The sequence below is a fragment of the Lactobacillus sp. HMSC08B12 genome, assembly GCF_001808415.1.
GTDB lineage: Bacteria > Bacillota > Bacilli > Lactobacillales > Lactobacillaceae > Lactobacillus > Lactobacillus delbrueckii.
Genome location: NZ_KV793132.1, coordinates 69,073 through 85,884, shown reverse-complemented (window position 1 = coordinate 85,884; position 16,812 = coordinate 69,073). Strand labels below are relative to the sequence as shown.

15 protein-coding genes are annotated in these 16,812 nt (G+C 52.6%); 5 read left to right on the top strand and 10 right to left on the bottom strand.

The window, feature by feature from the left end; genetic code table 11:
* Positions 1–45 precede the first annotated feature (45 nt).
* The 9 genes from HMPREF3168_RS03590 to ezrA form a co-directional block, all read right to left on the bottom strand.
* Positions 46–1,050 carry a rod shape-determining protein gene (locus tag HMPREF3168_RS03590; protein WP_004560533.1) on the bottom strand — a complete coding sequence of 335 codons (1,005 nt, stop codon included), beginning with the start codon at positions 1,048–1,050 and terminating at the stop codon, positions 46–48.
* 90 nt (positions 1,051–1,140) lie between these two features.
* On the bottom strand, positions 1,141–1,755 hold the full coding sequence (locus HMPREF3168_RS03585) for a JAB domain-containing protein (RefSeq protein ID WP_004560523.1): 615 nt from the start codon (positions 1,753–1,755) through the stop codon (positions 1,141–1,143).
* Between the two features lie 48 nt (positions 1,756–1,803).
* Complete coding sequence (locus tag HMPREF3168_RS03580; protein ID WP_003611405.1) at positions 1,804–2,499, bottom strand: HAD family hydrolase; 696 nt, start codon at positions 2,497–2,499, stop codon at positions 1,804–1,806.
* A gap of 2 nt (positions 2,500–2,501) precedes the next feature.
* Positions 2,502–3,767: a bifunctional folylpolyglutamate synthase/dihydrofolate synthase gene (locus tag HMPREF3168_RS03575; protein WP_070488500.1), complete on the bottom strand. Its 1,266-nt coding sequence runs from the start codon at positions 3,765–3,767 to the stop codon at positions 2,502–2,504.
* Positions 3,768–3,771: 4 nt separating this feature from the next.
* Positions 3,772–6,411, bottom strand: a complete 2,640-nt coding sequence (locus HMPREF3168_RS03570; RefSeq protein WP_004560529.1) for a valine--tRNA ligase — start codon at positions 6,409–6,411, stop codon at positions 3,772–3,774.
* 261 nt (positions 6,412–6,672) lie between these two features.
* Positions 6,673–7,398, bottom strand: a complete 726-nt coding sequence (locus HMPREF3168_RS03565; protein WP_004560531.1) for a pseudouridine synthase — start codon at positions 7,396–7,398, stop codon at positions 6,673–6,675.
* Complete coding sequence (gene thiI / locus HMPREF3168_RS03560) at positions 7,398–8,615, bottom strand: tRNA uracil 4-sulfurtransferase ThiI (RefSeq protein WP_004560522.1); 1,218 nt, start codon at positions 8,613–8,615, stop codon at positions 7,398–7,400. The genes HMPREF3168_RS03565 and thiI overlap by 1 nt, the downstream gene beginning before the upstream one ends.
* A gap of 2 nt (positions 8,616–8,617) precedes the next feature.
* Complete coding sequence (locus tag HMPREF3168_RS03555; RefSeq protein ID WP_003611407.1) at positions 8,618–9,775, bottom strand: cysteine desulfurase family protein; 1,158 nt, start codon at positions 9,773–9,775, stop codon at positions 8,618–8,620.
* Positions 9,776–9,860: 85 nt separating this feature from the next.
* Positions 9,861–11,579 (bottom strand): septation ring formation regulator EzrA, encoded by a 1,719-nt coding sequence (gene ezrA / locus HMPREF3168_RS03550; RefSeq protein ID WP_070488498.1) that lies wholly within the window; start codon positions 11,577–11,579, stop codon positions 9,861–9,863.
* A 296-nt stretch (positions 11,580–11,875) separates the two neighbouring features.
* Between ezrA and rpsD the strand changes: the two genes are divergently transcribed.
* The 5 genes from rpsD (at position 11,876) to HMPREF3168_RS03525 (ending at position 15,532) form a co-directional block, all read left to right on the top strand.
* Positions 11,876–12,487, top strand: a complete 612-nt coding sequence (gene rpsD / locus HMPREF3168_RS03545; RefSeq protein ID WP_070488496.1) for a 30S ribosomal protein S4 — start codon at positions 11,876–11,878, stop codon at positions 12,485–12,487.
* Between the two features lie 124 nt (positions 12,488–12,611).
* Positions 12,612–13,076 carry a YueI family protein gene (locus tag HMPREF3168_RS03540; RefSeq protein WP_035174889.1) on the top strand — a complete coding sequence of 155 codons (465 nt, stop codon included), beginning with the start codon at positions 12,612–12,614 and terminating at the stop codon, positions 13,074–13,076.
* Positions 13,073–14,377 (top strand): replication-associated recombination protein A, encoded by a 1,305-nt coding sequence (locus HMPREF3168_RS03535; protein WP_070488494.1) that lies wholly within the window; start codon positions 13,073–13,075, stop codon positions 14,375–14,377. Before HMPREF3168_RS03540 ends, HMPREF3168_RS03535 begins: the two co-directional genes overlap by 4 nt.
* Positions 14,378–14,728: 351 nt before the next feature.
* On the top strand, positions 14,729–15,013 hold the full coding sequence (locus HMPREF3168_RS03530; RefSeq protein WP_004560505.1) for a hypothetical protein: 285 nt from the start codon (positions 14,729–14,731) through the stop codon (positions 15,011–15,013).
* Between the two features lie 57 nt (positions 15,014–15,070).
* Positions 15,071–15,532 (top strand): universal stress protein, encoded by a 462-nt coding sequence (locus HMPREF3168_RS03525; RefSeq protein ID WP_003611389.1) that lies wholly within the window; start codon positions 15,071–15,073, stop codon positions 15,530–15,532.
* Between the two features lie 71 nt (positions 15,533–15,603).
* Here HMPREF3168_RS03525 and HMPREF3168_RS03520 read toward each other — a convergent pair whose 3' ends face one another.
* A complete protein-coding gene (locus tag HMPREF3168_RS03520) occupies positions 15,604–16,794 on the bottom strand; it encodes an FtsW/RodA/SpoVE family cell cycle protein (RefSeq protein WP_004560521.1) in 1,191 nt (396 codons plus the stop codon).
* Positions 16,795–16,812 lie beyond the last annotated feature (18 nt).

The window sequence follows — 16,812 nt, the reverse complement described above, 5'->3', positions numbered from 1 at the left end:
CCCATCCAATATAAAAACCGGCCCGGAGGCCGGTTTTCTTATTTCTTATCTGCTAGTCTTCCGCATTACGTCCAGGTGCTTCAAAGATTCACCGGTACCGATTGCTACACAGTCAAGCGGATCTTGAGCGATGAAGACAGGCACCTTGGTCGCGTCAGAGATGACTTCTGGCAAGTTCTTGAGCAGGGCACCACCACCGGTCAGGACGATACCATGGTCAATTACGTCTGCGGCAATTTCAGGAGAAGTCAATTCCAAGGTTTCCTTGATCGCAACAATGATGTCTTGAACAACGTCTTGAATAGCAGTTGCAACGTCAACGGCACTGATTTCCAATGACTTCGGCAAGCCCGACACCAGGTCCCGGCCGCGGATGGTCATTGATTCGATTTCCTTGGCTGCTTCAACAGAAGCTGAACCGATTTGGATCTTGATGTCTTCAGCGGTTCTTTCACCGATCAGCAGGTTGTACTTGCCGTGCACAAAGTTGGTGATTGCTTGGTTGAACTTGTCACCAGCCTGGCGAATGGAAGTTGAAGAAACGATCCCGCCCAGGGAAATAGTGGCTACGTCAGTCGTACCACCACCGATGTCAACGACCATGGAACCAGTTGGTTCCATAACCGGCAAACCGGCACCAATAGCTGCGGCGAATGGTTCTTCAATCACGTAAGCTTCTCTGGCCCCTGCCACCCGGGCAGCGTCGATAACAGCGCGCTTTTCAACTTCAGTAACGCCTGAAGGCACGCAGATCATGACTGAAGGCTTGGAATTGCCGACCGTCTTGCCCATAAAGTACTTAAGCATGGCCGCGGTCGTGTCATAGTCAGCGATAACCCCGTCCTTCATCGGGCGGATAGCCACGATTGAGCCTGGAGTTCTGCCGATCATTTCCTTGGCTTCTGAACCTACTGCAATAACTTCGCCAGTCTTGGTATTCTTGGCAACAACTGAAGGTTCACGCAAAACGATGCCTTTGCCTTCAACGTAGACCAGGGTGTTGGCGGTACCCAGGTCAATACCGATATTCTTTGAACCTAATCCAAACACGGATATCTCTCCTTATTTACTCGCTTAATCTTGCTTAATTATAGCATAATGCCCGTGAAAGTCATGGATTGGCGGAAAATTAAGCTAATTTTAAAACAATTCCCGCTCCCGCAGGCTCAAATATTCACCCCCGCCGATGATGAAGTGGTCCAAAAAGGTGATCTTCATGATCTTGCTGGCTTTTTTCAAGCCCTTGGTCAATTCCAGGTCATTGTCTGACGGGGTCAGCGCCCCGCTGGGATGGTTGTGGGCCACGATGATGCTGGCGCAGCCGTAGACCATCGCCCAGCGGAAGATTTCTCTGGGGTGGACCCAGGACCGGTCCAGGGTGCCTTGGAAAAGCATTTTTTCCCCCAGGAGATTCTGCTGCTGGTCAAAATAGAGGACCCAGAACTGCTCCTGCTTTTGCCCCAGCAGTTTATTAGCCAGGTAGTTGCCAATCTTAGAGCTGCTGGCCCAGTCAGAGCTGCGCCGCATGTCAGTCCGCCGCAACCGGTCCATGGCCACCTCGATGGTCAAGGCCAGGTCATTGGGGCAGTCCGGTCCTGACGCGTAGTCCAAGATGTCCTTGAAGCTGGCAATGTGCTTTTGATCCAGCAGCTGCAACAGGTCTTCCAGACTCTGGCAGGGCAGCTGGTCAAAGAGCAGCTTGAGCAGGTCACGGTCACTTTCAACATAATAGTAGTTTTGCGTAGTTTCGGTCATTTGCATTTCCTCCTTATTTTTACGCTCTACTACTAATTACGCCAAAAACTAAGAAATTTTTTTCAAAAAGTCAAAAAAGTCCGGGCAAATCAGCTGGGCTCTGGCCCGGTCTTCGGCTGAAGCGGGCTTGATGTCGGGAATCATGACGCAGTCAATCCCGGCATTTTCCGCCGCTTCGACCCCCATGCTGGAGTCTTCAAAGATCAAGAGCTGGTCTTTACCCAGGCCGCTGCGCTCTTGGGCAGCCAGATAGAGGTCCGGGAAAGGCTTGGACCGGAGCTTTTTCTCAGCAACTTCGTCATGGGTAACGATAAAGTCAAAGCTGTTCCGGCAGCCGGTCACCCAGAGATTGTGGTCAACCACGCTCTTATAGTTGTTGCTGGCGATCCCGACGGTTAAGCCCAGGTCATTAAAGTACTCCAGAGCCTCCTTGACCCCGGCCTTCAGCTTCAGCTTGCCCTGGTCGGTCCATTCCCAGACCAGGTCGTCGGTCCGCTTGACAAAAGCCTGGCGGACCTCATCGTTTGGAAAATATTTTTCATAAAAGGCATCCATGGCCTTGACGCTGGCTCCAACCAGGTCCAGGTAAGCATCATCGCTGATGCCCAGCTTGTATTCCCGGGCGGCCTGGATATTGGCCTGCCAGTAGAGCTCTTCGGAGTTGACCAGGAGGCCGTCCATGTCAAAAATGACCCCCTGCTTGTCCATCTTTAAACCTGCAACACGCATATTTTCCCCCTTCATGCTCAGGCGCTCTGCAGAAGCTGCAAGACCGCGCTGACCAAGTAAAATGAACCCGTAACCAAGATCAAGTCCCGGTCTCCAGCTTCCGCCATCACTTGCTTTAATGCCTGGCCCAAATCGCCCTCATAGACAAATTTTTCCTGGACCCAGGCCGGGAAGTCAGCTTTTTTAGCTGCTCGCGGGTAAGCCAGGCTGGTCAAGGTGACTTTTTCATCTTTCAGCAGAGTCAGAAAGTCACTCAAGTCCTTGTCCTTCATCATGCCAGCTAAGACCAAAAGCCGGCCGCCTTTATCCTTGGCCAGGCGGCGGGCATATGGCAAAAGTTCGCTTCCAGCCTGGACATTGTGGGCCCCGTCCAATAAAAAGCTGCATCCCGCCTTTTCCAGGCGTTGGTAGCGGCCAGGAACCGTGGTCTGGGTTAAGGCAGCTTCAGCTGCCTTTTCACTTAAAGCAAGCGGCAAAAGGGCAAAAGCCGCCAAGGCCATGGCCGCGTCTTTAGCTTCTGGCAGGGGCCAGGCCGGCAACTGGTAATTTTGCCCGGCAACTGCAAGCTCATAGCCTGCTTTTTCTTCCTTGACCTGGAAGTCCCGGCCCAGCCAGTAAGAAGGACTAGCTGATTCAGTTATTTTTTCTTCAACGATTCCCTTTACGCTTGCTGGGATGTCACCGAGGATGACCGGGACAGCCGGCTTGATGATCCCGCTCTTTTCTTTGGCAATATCAGCCAAAGTCGGTCCGATGATCTGCTCATGGTCAAGGCCGATAGTGGTAATCAAGCTGACTACTGGCGTCATCACATTGGTCTTGTCATGCTCGGCCCCGATGCCGACTTCAATAACCGCGTAATCACATTTTTGCTTGGCAAAAAAGAGGAAGGCCATGGCAACTTCATATTCAAAGGTCACCAGGGCAAAATCTGTCTCTTCTTCCCGCAAGTGGCCGACTGCGGCTTCAACTTCATTTGCCACTTCCAGCAGGTCCTCATCCGCGATTGCCTGCCCGTTCAGCTGGATCCGCTCGTTAAAGCGGATGATAAAGGGCGAAACAAAAAGGCCAGTCTGCTGACCGGCCTTTTGGAGCAGATTGCTCAGGTAATATGCAGTTGAGCCCTTGCCGTTGGTTCCAGTAATGTGGCAGCACTTGACCTTGTCCTGGGGATCCCCCAGAGCCTTGAGCACCCTTTTGACATAGGTCAGGTCGCTCTTTTCGTGCAAGCGCGGCAAATGATAGAGGTAAGCGGTAAGTTCATTAACTGTCCTAAATTTCACGTCTTTAACGACTTTCTTTCAATTCCTTGATGCGGTCGCGCACGCCGGCCAGCTGGCTTTCATATTCGGCCAGCTTGCCCTTTTCCTTTTCAACCACGGCAGCTGGCGCGTGGTCAACAAAGCCCTTGTTGGCCAGCTTCTTGCTTGCCCGGTCAACTTCAGCTTCCAGGCGGGCTTCTTCCTTGCCCATCTTGGCGATTTCTTCGTCCAGGTCAACCAGTTCTGACAGTGGAACGAAGATCTGGGCCCCGGCGATCACAGCCGTCTTGGCTAACTTCGGTGCCTTGATCTTGCCGGAGATTTCCAGCTTCTTCGGGTGCAGGAAGTTTTCCACGTATTCCATGTTGTCCCGCAGAATTGCTTCATTCTTTTCGTCATCCAGCTGGATCAAGATGTCGATGGCGCTGGACATTGGAGCGTTCACTTCCATCCGGATGGTCCGGACAGCCTTGATGATTTCGATCAAGAAGGCCATGTCTTCGTTAGCCTTGGCATTGTTGAATTCAGCGTGGGCTTCCGGGTAAGCAGCGGTCATGATGGACTTGCCTTCATGCGGCATGGACAGCCAGAGCTTTTCCGTCACGAATGGCATGATTGGGTGGATCAGGCGGAGAATCTGGTCCAGAATCCAGGTCAAGTTGGCCTGCTTTCTGGCCTTCAGTTCTGCGTCGTCGCCGTAGAGGGCAACCTTGGAGATTTCGATATACCAGTCACAGAAGTCGTTCCAGATGAAGTTGTACATTTCCCGGCCGGCTTCCCCGAATTGGAATTCGTCAAAGAGGCGGTTAGTTTCCTTAACGGTGTGGTTCAAGCGGTCAAAAATCCAGGCGTCAGCCAGGTCAAACTTGCTGGTATCCGGCTTTTGGGCTGGCTTGGCATCTTCCGGCAGGTTCATGATGACGAAACGGCTGGCATTCCAGAGCTTGTTGATAAAGTTCCAGGCAGCGTCCATCTTGGTGTAGCTGAAGCGGGTGTCCTGGCCAGGCGCGGTCCCGTTCAACAGGAACCAGCGCAAAGCGTCAGCGCCGTACTTGTCGATGATGTCCATTGGGTCGATCCCGTTGCCCAGGGACTTGGACATCTTCCGCCCCTGCTCGTCTCTGATCAAGCCGTGCAAAACGACATTGTCAAATGGCCGCTCGCCGGTGAAGTGCAAGCTTTGGAAGATCATCCGGGAAACCCAGAAGAAGATGATGTCGTAGCCAGTTACCAGGGCGTTGGTTGGGAAGTAGCGCTTGAAGTCAGCTGAGTCTTCATCCGGCCAGCCCAAAGTTGAGAATGGCCAGAGGGCACTGGAGAACCAGGTGTCCAAAACGTCCTGGTCCTGGTCCCAGTTTTCAATGTCTGCTGGCGCTTCTTCACCGACGTACATTTCCCCGGTCTGCTTGTTGTACCAGGCAGGAATCCGGTGGCCCCACCAGAGCTGGCGGGAGATGACCCAGTCGTGGACGTTTTCCATCCACCGCTCCAAAGTGCCTTCAAAGCGGTCAGGCACGAAGTTAACTCTGCCTTCACCCTTTTGGTTTTCCAAAACCTTGTCAGCCAGTGGCTTCATCTTGACGAACCATTGGGTGGACAGGCGGGGTTCAACTTGCACGCCGGAGCGTTCAGAGTGGCCAACTGAGTGAACGATTGGTTCAACCTTGATCAAGTAGCCTTCAGCCTTGAGGTCTTCAACCAGCTGCTTACGGCAGTCAAAGCGGTCCATGCCGGCGTACTTGCCCGCCTTGTCGTTCATGGTCCCGTCATCGTTCATCACGTTGATCCGCGGCAGGTCATGCCGGTTGCCGACTTCAAAGTCGTTCGGGTCGTGGGCGGGAGTGATCTTCACCAAACCGGTCCCGAATTCCGGGTCGACGTGTTGGTCTTCAATGATCGGGATTTCCCGGCCAACCAGCGGCAGAATCAGCTTCTTGCCCACCAGGTCCTTGTAGCGTTCATCCCCTGGGGCAACAGCCACGGCCGTGTCACCAAACATGGTTTCCGGCCGGGTAGTAGCAATTTCCACGCTGCCAGAGCCGTCAGCCAGCGGGTAGTTGATGTGGTAGAAGGCCCCTTGGTCATCCTGGTGGACAACTTCGATGTCAGACAAAGCCGTCCGCAGCTTCGGGTCCCAGTTGATGATATATTCGCCCCGGTAGATCAAGCCTTCATTATAGAGCTGAACGAAAACCCGGCGGACAGCCTTGGACAGGCCCTTGTCAAGAGTGAAGCGTTCCCGGCTGTAGTCCAGGGACAGACCCAGCTTTTGCCACTGGCTCTTGATGATGTTGGCGTATTCGTCCTTCCATTCCCAGACCTTTTCCATGAACTTTTCCCGGCCCAGGTCATAGCGGCTGACCCCTTGTTCACGCAGGCGTGCTTCAACCTTGGCCTGGGTGGCGATGCCGGCGTGGTCCATGCCTGGCAGGTAAAGGGTGTCGTAGCCCTGCATCCGCTTGTAGCGGATCAAGGTGTCTTGAATTGCCGTGTCCCAGGCGTGGCCCAGGTGCAGCTTGCCAGTAACGTTTGGCGGCGGGATAACGATTGAGTAAGGCTTGGCCTTCTTGTCACCGGACGGCTTGAACAAGTCCTCGTCCAGCCATTCTTGATAGCGGCCAGCTTCAACCTCTTGCGGGTTGTATTTTGGTGCTAATTCTGTCATAAATTTCCTCCAAAAAAAGTCCCAGACAAGTAAATGTCTAGGACGATATATAACCGCGGTACCACCTAAATTGAGCATAATGCTCCGCTTAAACGCGGTAACGGCGCGGGTACCGGACCGGCTTACTCCTGGTTCAGCCGGCCAGCGAATCAAGCTACCAGGCGCCTTCCGGTCTCTCAGCTTAAATGACCTTTCTCTGTCATGAAGCGCCACCTCTTGATCTTGGCTTTGTCACAAAGTATAGCATAATTTTTTCAGCCATTAAAGGGCAACTTGCTTTAAGGCCGCCAGCTCTTCTTCTGTCAAAGGCCGGTAAGAGCCAGGAGCTAAATCAGCCGGCAAAGTCAAAGGTCCCATGCTCAGCCGCTTAAGCTTTAAGACCTTCATCCCCTGGGAGGCAAACATCCGCTTAACCTGGTGGTATTTGCCTTCGGTAATGGTGATCTCGATTTCTGACTGCTCCTGGTCCTTGTCTTGCCGCAAGATCTTCAGCTGGCCCGGCTTTAATTCCGTTCCATCTTTTAAAGTGAGGCCTGCCGCAATTGCCTTGGCCGTTTCTTCGTCGGCTACTCCGGCCAAAAGCGCGTAATAGGTCTTAGGCACATGGTACTCCGGAGCCAGGAGCTGGTGGGCCAATTGGCCGTCATTGGTCAAAAGCAAGAGGCCGGTCGTGTCCTTGTCCAGGCGGCCCACTGGAGCGATTTTTTGATAACGGTCCTGGTCTTTTAGCAGGTCCAGGACGGTCTTTTGCCGGGAGTCTTCTGTTGCCGACAAGACGCCAGCTGGCTTATTGAGCAAAAAGTAGTGGTATTGCTGGTAGACAACTGCCTGGCCATTAACCAGAACTTCCGCATCCTCTTTCACCTTCTGCTTGGCTGACCGGCAGACCTTCCCGTTGACCGTCACCTGGCCGGCCTTAATGATCTCATGAACCTGGGACCTGGAGCCCACCTTCATGTTGGCCAAAAATTTGTCCAGGCGCAGCATTAAAGCAGGTCCGCGTCTTCTTCAGCCAGGTCGTCAAGGAAGCTCTGGCCCGGGTAGATCGGAGTAACCTTGACCCCGGCTAAGGCCCGCTCAATCAAGCCGTCAACGTCCAGGCGGCTTTCATATTCCCGGGCCTTGTCGATCTTTGGCTTGGTCTTTGGCCGCGGCGGGGCAAAGATGGTGCAGCAGTCTTCAAATGGCTGGATGGACAGGTCAAAGGTCCCGATTTCTTCGGCCTTGGCGATGATTTCAGTCTTGTCCATGGTGGCAACCGGCCGCAATACTGGAGTGGTCGTCACGTCATTGATGGCTGCCATGGATTCCAAGGTTTGGGAAGCCACCTGGCCAACTGATTCTCCGTTGAAGATGGCCAAAGCGTGCCGCTTTTCCCTGATAATATCGGCCAGACGCAGCATGAAGCGGCGCTGAACAGTCATCAAGTAGCCCTCAGGCAGCTTTTCCTTGATCGTTTCCTGGATTTCAGCAAAAGGTACTTCGATGAAGTTGATCCGGCCGCTGTACTTGGCCAGAATGCTGGTCAGTTCCTTGGCCTTGGCCAGGGCCTTTTCAGAAGTGTATGGCGGTGAGAAGAAGTGGACCATTTCGATGTTCACGCCCCGCTTCATGGCCAGGTAGGAAGCTACCGGAGAGTCGATCCCGCCGGACAGCATCATCACTGCCTTGCCGGCCGTGCCAACTGGCATCCCGCCTGCCCCATGCAGAAGCTGGTTGGAGATGTAGGCTCCGTCCTGGCGGATTTCCAAAAGCAGGACCATGTCCGGGTGCTTCATTTCCGCCTGCAGGCCTTCCATGTGGTTATAAAGGTAGTCAGCCACCATTTGGTTCAATTGGTTAGTGTCGTAGATAAACTTGTGGTCGCTTCTTCTGGTATTGACCTTGAAGGTCATGCCGGCCTTGTAAGTTGCCTGCATCAGTTCCAGGGCAGTTTTTTCAATGGCTTCCAGGCTCTTTTCAGTCTTGATGACTGGGGAATAGGTCTGGATCCCGAAAACGACCTTTAAGCGGTCATTGACCGGCTCAAAAGGGGTCCCGTTCAAAAGGATGTGCATCCGGTCGTGGTGGGTCTGGATCTTCAGATCCGGGAAGTCGTGCAAAACCTTCTGGACATTGCTGGCAAGACGGTTGATGAAGTCCTTCCGGTTCTTGCCCTTGGTGGACAGTTCGCCGTAGCGAATCATGATTTCTGTGTATTGCAAATTTATTCTCCTAAGTGGTTGATCTTGGCAAAGTGCTGGTAAATCTCGTCAAAAGCCGCGATGAATTCGTCTGCTTCTTCTAAAGTATTGCTTTCGTCAAAGCTGAGCCGGACGGCACTGGTGGCGATCGCGTCTGGCGTCTTCATCGCCACCAAAGTGCTGGCTTCGTCCGCCTTCTTTGAGGCGCAGGCAGAAGTGGTGGAAATGTAGATGTCCTGGTCTTCCAAAGTGTGGACCAGGGTCTCGCCCCGGATCCCCTCTAAAGCAAAGCAGAGGATGTGGGGGGCAAAGTCCGCCTTCAAAGGAGAGAAGATATGGATGCCCGGCTTACCTGCCAGGTACTTGCTGATCTTTTCCTTAATGGCGTATTCTCTGTCCGCCTTTTCCTTTTCGTCCGTCAAAAGCAAGCGGGCTGCCTTGGCCATGGCCGCGATGGCTGCCAGGTTTTCCGTCCCACTTCTCAAGCCCTTCTCCTGGCCGCCGCCTTCACACAAAGGCATCAGCATCCGGCCGCGCTTTTTGTACAAAATGCCGATACCGCGCGGGCCATGGAACTTGTGGGAAGAAAAGCTCATCATGTCGACCCGGGAGGTGAAGACCTGGTCCCAGATCCCCTTGCCCAGAGCCTGGACATTATCAACATGGAAGTGGATGTTCGGGTAGTCTGCCAGGATTTCAGAAATTTCCTTGATCGGCTGGATAGTCCCGATTTCGTTATTGACGCCCATGATGGAGACCAAGGTCGTATCCTTGTCCAGGGCCGCCTTCAAGTCTTCCGGATTAACCCGGCCTTCCTTGTCAACTGGCAGGCGGGTAACCCGGAAGCCCAGGTTTTCCAGTTCGGTAAAAGTATTAGCCACTGAGGCATGCTCAACGGATGAGGTAATGATGTGCTTGCCAAATTCCCGCTTGGCCCAGGCCGTCCCCTTGATGGCCGTGTTGTTGGATTCCGTCCCGCCGGAAGTAAAGTAGATCTCGTCGGTATTTACTCCCAGCAAGTCTGCAACCTGCTTGCGGGAAGCTTCCAGCAGGCCATGAGCCCGGTCACCCAGCTTGTGCAGGCTGGAAGGGTTGCCCCAGATCTTGGTCACCACCTGGCTGTAGGTCTCTAATGCTTCAGGCGCCATCTTGGTCGTGGCACTGTTGTCAAAATAAATCACGCTTCTTGCTCCTTAAAAAAGCGGCCATTTTAATGACCGCTTAATTACAAATGATATTCTATTTTAGTCCAAAATCCGCTTGGCTTCAATCAATAAGTTCTTTTTGCTCTTGATAATAGGCATTTTCAATCCGCTGGTAGCTGCCTGGCTCAGCCCGCTCCACCGCCGTGGCGATCGTGTCCAGGGCATCCTTGTAGTTGTAGTCCCGGTCATACAGCTTCATGGCATTTCTGCGGGCCCGGACGACAGTTTCATTGTCCAGGAACTTGTTGGAATACTGCATGGTCAGTTCAAAAAGATTGGCTGAACTGATAATGTCTTCCGCTTCTCTTTGCAGGCGATCAACGTCATCTGAGATTTGCACCAGTTCTTCAGAGATCTTCTCCATGTTGATCCGGACCTGGTTGAGCTCCCCGCTGGTCTTGCTGATTTCATTAATGACCAGGGTGTACATTTGCAAAAAGCCTTCCGGAATCCCCGGCAGATTCTGCCGGCTGAGGTGGCGGTAAACCAAAGAGACCTGCTGCTTGAATTCCTTGATTGACCGCTGAGCCACTTCTTCCGCCTCATAGAGGCCGTCAACTGCTTCCGACAATTCCTGCTGGCGCTTGCCGATCTCCTGCAGGCGGCCCAGGATCTTGATCCAGTCGTCCTGGACTTCAGAGTAGACGGCCCGGCCGTCAGCGATCCGCTGGCTGGCCCGGATGTAGTCAGAATCCATCTTGTGGACTTCTCTTTCAAGCTCCCGGCTTTCGTCCAGTTCCCCGTGGGTCAGTTCATAGCTTTCGTCGATATGACGCAGTTTCTTGATCAGCTGCTGGCTGACGGTCTGCTGGTGGGTCAAGAGCCGCTGCAGCTTGTCCTGGTTCTTTTCCACAAAAGGCCGGGCCTTATATTCTTTCTCCAGGATTCTGTAGAGGGTCTTGATTTCCTTTTCAACCTTCTTCATCCCCTTGCTGGTCTCTTCTAAGTCCAGCTGGGCCAAAGCCGCCAGGGACCGGTCGATCTGGTCGTTGCTTTGCCTGATTTCCAGCAGAACGTCCAGGCTGCCGAAGCCGTACTTGGCATCCCGCATTTCCTTATAGCCAGCCGCGATTTCATCCAGCTGGTCAGCAAAAACGGTCTGCAGGTCGTGCTGATCCTCCTTAACTTCTGGCAGCTTGGTCTTTAAGGCCGTGAGGTCCGCCCGGATCTTTGACAAGACCCGCTTAGCCTCGACATGGTCGCCCTGGGCTGACAGGTTCTTGGCCTGGGCAAAATCTTCCTCCATGGCTGACAGGCGGTTTTCGATTTCTTCCAGGGCCACGCTGTAGTCAAAGGAATCTGCCAGAATTTCCTTGCGGATTTCCCGGTAGCTCTGCATCAATTCGTCATATTGGGCCTTATTTTCCCGGTTTGATTCCAAAAGCTGGGTGAAGACGTCGGATGAATTCTTGACATCTTCAGAAACAGAGTCAACCAGTTCTCTGGCCTGCTTAATGCTTTGGTGGGACTTGACCAGGCGGTAGCGGGCATTTTCGTCCGCCCCGTCTTCAATCAAGTGCTGGATTTCCGGAAAAAGCTCAGCCGCCTTCTGGTAGCTCTTCTTCCAGGTATTGAGGGTAGCCAGGCTTTCCCCAGCCAGTTCCATTTGGTCCAGCTTGCCAATCGCCCGCTCCAGGTGCAGGTCTTCCATATTGCCCAGCTCATTATCGAGCTCTTCAATATCGCGCAATTGCCGGCGGTTGATCAAAAGCATAGCCATGACCACTACGATGATCGTGATAATTAAAGTGATGAGTAGTAGAGATTGTGTTGATGACATATCTTTCTCCTCCGAACTAAAGTTAATTATACCAAACTAGCCCCCGAAATATTTCTACTTTGCCAGACTTTCTGCGTTTTTTTCTTGCTTTTCGGGCCTAAAGCCCTTATAATGGTCAACGTGTAAGATATTTGCAGCCATAAGCGACAAGAACGTCAACATCCCGGGACGTTTAGTGAACGAGTAACCCACGCTGCACGGGCGAAAATGTAAACTCGGGATGCACGAATGTTGAGCTTATATTGTGATTATTTTACTCCAACAATTTTTATTGTTTTTATTGGAGGAATTTTTATATGTCAAGATACACTGGTCCAAGTTGGAAGCGGTCAAGAAGATTGGGTATTTCTTTGTCAGGCACTGGCAAGGAACTTGCTCGTCGTTCATACGTTCCAGGTCAACACGGTCCTAACCACCGCGGCCGTCTTTCAGAATACGGCATGCAATTGCACGAAAAGCAAAAGCTGCGCTGGATGTTCGGTTTGAGCGAACGCCAATTCCGTACTTTGTTTGCCCGCGCTGGTAAGATCCGTGAAGGCCAACACGGTACCAACTTCATGATCTTGCTTGAACGTCGTTTGGACAACGTTGTTTACCGTCTCGGCTTGGCTACTACCCGTGAACAAGCCCGTCAATTGGTAAACCACGGCCACATCACTGTTGATGGCAAGCGCGTTGACATTCCTTCATACGAAGTTAAGGTTGGTCAAACCATTAGCTTGAAGGAAAAGTCAAAGAACCTGCAACAAGTTAAGGACGCTTTGGAAGCTGTTGCTTCACGTCCATCATTTGTTTCATTTGACGAAGACAAGATGGAAGGTCAATTGGTTCGTTTCCCAGAACGTGACAAAATGGAACCAGAAATTGACGAAGCCCTGGTTGTTGAATACTACAACAAGTTGCTGTAGTATCAATTCGGCTTCAAAGTCTTTCCCAGTTTTGGGAAAGGCTTTTTTCTTGCCCAAAAAGTTCAGTTATAATATGCTTTAGAGCCAGAAAAATACAGTATTGATTTTTAGAAAGGATCAAGCCATGACTGAAGATTTAGCCAAAAGAGTCGAAAACGCCGCGAATGGCATTACTCCGCAGACCAGGCCCGACGAGCGGCGGCGCTTTTTGGGTTCTTTAAGGGAGCGGGTTTTCGTGCGCATGACCATCAAGGACTGTGAAGACGCCAAGTTGACCAAACTCTTCATGGACCACTTTGCCGACTACAAGGGCTACACCATTTTGATCAACGCCAACACCCCCAACCCGACCTTTGTCGGCCAGATTGAAAGCCGGGCCAGCAAGGAGCAGGTTCCCTTCTGCCTGGTCAATGACGAAAGTGCCAGAAAAGGCGATGATGATTCTGCCATCCTGGTCGTTAGCAAGGAGGCCATCAACCGGATGCGGATCGAATTGACCCAGGTCTACGCCCCGCCCCTGCCGGCTGAGAAATTGCCTGCTCCAAAGAAAAAGGGCTTTTTGGCCAGATTCTTCGGGGGCAATAAATGAAGCCCTTAGCCTACCGGATGCGGCCCCAGTCCATCGACCAGGTCGTCGGCCAGCAGCACCTGGTCGGCCCTAAGAAGATCATCCGCCGGATGGTTGAGGCCCGGCAGCTCTCGTCCATGATCCTGTACGGCCCGCCCGGCATTGGCAAGACCAGCATCGCCAGCGCGATTGCTGGCAGCAGCAAGTATGCCTTCCGCCAGCTCAACGCGGCGACTGACGGGCAAAAGGAACTCTCCCAGGTCGCCGCTGAAGGCAAGATGAGCGGGACAGTCGTTCTGCTGCTGGATGAAATTCACCGGCTCAACAAGGTCAAGCAGGACTTTCTTTTGCCGCTGCTTGAATCCGGCCAGGTGATTATGATCGGGGCAACCACGGAAAATCCCTACCTGGCCATCTCCCCGGCCATCCGGTCCCGCTGCCAGATTTTTGAACTGAAGCCGTTGACTGAGGAAGAGATCCTGACGGCTGTTGACCGGGCCCTAACCGATGAAGAAAGAGGTCTGGGCAAGTACCATGCCAAGCTGACGAAAGAAGCAGGAGAATTTTTGGCGCAAAAGGGCAACGGAGACCTGCGGGCCACTTTAAACAGCCTGGAGCTGGCAGTCCTGTCGACCAAGCAGGAACTGGAAGCTGAGGGCAAAGATGCCTTCTCCTTCACGGTCACCCTGGATGACATGGCGGATTCCTTGCAAATGAAGATCCAGAACTTTGACGCTGACGGGGACGGCCACTACGACCTCTTATCCGCCTTTCAAAAGTCCATCCGGGGCTCAGATACTGACGCGGGCCTGCACTACCTGGGCCGGCTGCTGGAATCAGGTGACCTGGTCTCAATCTGCCGCCGCCTCAGCGTGATTGCCTACGAAGACATCGGCCTGGCCAATCCCCCGGCCTGTGAGCGAGCTATTTTGGCCGTACAGGCGGCCCAGCAGCTGGGCCTGCCGGAAGCCCGGATCCCCCTGGCCAACGCTGTTATCGAGCTCTGCTTGTCTCCTAAGAGCAATTCTGCGATGACGGCCATTGACGCGGCTTTAGCCGACATCCGCCAAAGCAATGTCGGCCAGATTCCCGACCAGTTGAAAGACGCCCACTACAAGGGGGCCAGCAAGCTGGGCCACGGGACTGGCTACCTCTACCCCCACGACTATCCGGGCGACTGGGTGGCCCAGGCTTATCTGCCTGACCGCATGCAAGGCAAGCAGTATTTTGCCCCTAAGGGCGAGAGCAAATTTGAAGCGGCTTTTAAGAGCCAGTACCAGCGCCTGCATGACCTGCAGAAAGCAGGCCTTAACGGTAAATGAAAGCGTTATAATTTTACTTGACAAAGGCTGCTGGGTTCTATATTATAATAAGTGATCTGAGTTGATCGTCAGAAAGCTTATTTGTAATTAGTTGACCGATCAAACTTAAGGACGTGGTGGCCTGTCAGTAACTACTGAATCGGAATGCTGCTCACGCAGAATCCATATTCACTGCGCGACGGGCCGGATTTTGTGAATTCTTTACGGGATCAACAGCGCCATTTATGCTTTGGTCAACTCGGATTTTCTTAGACAAAAACAGCGGTCCTTCGGGCCGCTTTTTTTGTTTATTCCTGCCACTAGCTTACTCAGTGTGTTTTCACTTCCTGTGAAAACTAGAAAGTCTAACCGATGCTCTACATCCGTATTTTCATGATCATTTTTATCGCCTGCCTGCTGCTGACCGCCTGGTACCTCTGGCACCGGAGAAACGGCGCCTTCCTAGTCTTCGACGTCTCCAGCTCCCCGGAGCTCCATAGCTTGATGACCATCTGCTCGTGGACGCTACTGGCGATCAGCGTCTTGGGAATCGTCCTGCTCTTCTTTGACAACAAGTATCTCAACTTGATCACCCTCTTTTTAGGCTCAGCGGCGATTTTTATCTTCGCCCTCCTGCTTTCGCAAAACAATCAGTAAATTTATTAAAATGCTTTCATTTTTTTGGTAAAATAGAGACAGGAAGAGGTGGCAAAAATGACTAAACAATACCAATACAAACATATCCAAGTTGCCGTTGACGGTTCCAAGGAAGCTGACCTGGCTTTCAAGAAGGCCGTAACGGTTGCCAAGCACATGAACGCCAGCCTGGAAATTCTCCACGTTATCGATACGCGGTCCTTCCAGAACGTTTCCAGCTTTGACTCAGCCATGGTTGAGCAGGTTTCCAACGACGCCAAGAAGAAGATGGAAAAGTACTACCAGTCTGCCCAAGACAGCGGCGTCAAGGAAGTCCACTACTCCATCGAATTCGGCTCACCAAAGGTCATCATCAGCCGGGAATTCCCGAAGAAGCATGACATCGACCTGATCGTCGTCGGCGCGACCGGCTTGAACGCCGTTGAACGCCTGCTCATCGGCAGCGTGACTGAATACGTCACCAGAACTGCTGACTGCGACATCCTGGTCGTTCGGCACAACAAGGCTGGCTTGGACTAAGTCCAGTAAAATAAATAAAACCGCCCCGGTCGATTGACCGAGGCGGTTTTCGTATGCTCTCAAAAATTCAGTTAAAAGTCGCCAGCCGTGCTAAACATGTAGTCCTTATTGTGCCACTTCATCGAGAGGATCAAGCCAATCCCGATCATATTCCCGATCAAGGCTGACCCACCCTGTGAAACAAATGGCAGGGGCACCCCAGTAAGGGGCAGTAGATCAATGCTCATGCCGATATTTTCAAAGACGTGGAACAAAATCATCATAATAATCCCTGTGGACACATATGAATAGAAGGCGTTCTTGGTCGAGAAAGTGATCTTGACCATCTGCACGATCAAGACGAAGTAAATTCCGATCAAGGCCACCCCGCCGACAAAGCCGAAGCTTTCGCCGACCACGGAGAAGATCATGTCTGAGTTCCGGACTGGCACGTAGACTTTGATATTGTTAAAGCCATTGCCAAAAATCTGCCCGGACCCGATCGCCTTCATGCTCTGCCAGAGCTGGTAGGCGCTGTTGGAGTTGTCCCCTGACGGGTCACTCCAGGACTTGATTCTTTCCAGCTGATAGGTCTTGAAGTAGTGGCGCAGAATCGTCTGCCCTTCACTGGTAAAGACCAGGAGGATGACAGCGACACCCACGACCACCATGAGCAGAAAGACCGGGATGATGATCTTCCAGGAAATCCCTGAAACCAGGAGAATCCCCGCGGTAATCGCGACAAAGACCAGGGTGGTCCCAAAGTCAGGCTGCAGCATAAGCAACATGGCCACCGGCAGGAACCAGGCCATGACCTTGCCGATCAAGAGCCAGTCATTTCTGAGGTTGTGGGCATAGCGCGCATTGTGATCTCTGACGACCCGGGCCAGCTGCAATATAAAGGCCGGCTTCATGACTTCTGAGGGTTGGAAGCTGACAGGTCCGACGACGAACCAGCTCTTGGCCCCGCTGCTGGCAGCCGTTGTCCGGTCATACAGGAAGAGGACCGCGACCAGCATGAGGATCCCCAAGCCATACAGATAGGGGGCCAGCTTAAAGATCTGCTCGGCGTCAAAGCGGACGATGAAGGCCACCATCAGCCAGGAAACCGTGTACCAGACAATCTGCATGGCCACTGTTCTAGTTGGCGTCCCATAGGTCGAGTCATTGACTGATGCGTTGTAAATTGAATAGAAACTGACGAATGACAGCAAGACCACGGGAATGATAACTCCCCAGGCGATGCGGTCATACCATTTGCTTTCTTCTTGAACTTTTGCCATTAACTATCACTTTATTCG

Excerpts from the sequence above, each read along its gene's own strand:
- HMPREF3168_RS03585 (WP_004560523.1), bottom strand. The coding sequence starts at position 1,755 with ATGACCGAAACTACGCAAAACTACTATTATGTTGAAAGTGACCGTGAC.
- HMPREF3168_RS03580 (WP_003611405.1), bottom strand. The coding sequence starts at position 2,499 with ATGAAGGGGGAAAATATGCGTGTTGCAGGTTTAAAGATGGACAAGCAG.
- HMPREF3168_RS03570 (WP_004560529.1), bottom strand. The coding sequence starts at position 6,411 with ATGACAGAATTAGCACCAAAATACAACCCGCAAGAGGTTGAAGCTGGC.
- HMPREF3168_RS03565 (WP_004560531.1), bottom strand. The coding sequence starts at position 7,398 with ATGCTGCGCCTGGACAAATTTTTGGCCAACATGAAGGTGGGCTCCAGG.
- ezrA (WP_070488498.1), bottom strand. The coding sequence starts at position 11,579 with ATGTCATCAACACAATCTCTACTACTCATCACTTTAATTATCACGATC.
- rpsD (WP_070488496.1), top strand. The coding sequence starts at position 11,876 with ATGTCAAGATACACTGGTCCAAGTTGGAAGCGGTCAAGAAGATTGGGT.
- HMPREF3168_RS03540 (WP_035174889.1), top strand. The coding sequence starts at position 12,612 with ATGACTGAAGATTTAGCCAAAAGAGTCGAAAACGCCGCGAATGGCATT.
- HMPREF3168_RS03535 (WP_070488494.1), top strand. The coding sequence starts at position 13,073 with ATGAAGCCCTTAGCCTACCGGATGCGGCCCCAGTCCATCGACCAGGTC.
- HMPREF3168_RS03530 (WP_004560505.1), top strand. The coding sequence starts at position 14,729 with ATGCTCTACATCCGTATTTTCATGATCATTTTTATCGCCTGCCTGCTG.
- HMPREF3168_RS03525 (WP_003611389.1), top strand. The coding sequence starts at position 15,071 with ATGACTAAACAATACCAATACAAACATATCCAAGTTGCCGTTGACGGT.
- HMPREF3168_RS03520 (WP_004560521.1), bottom strand. The coding sequence starts at position 16,794 with ATGGCAAAAGTTCAAGAAGAAAGCAAATGGTATGACCGCATCGCCTGG.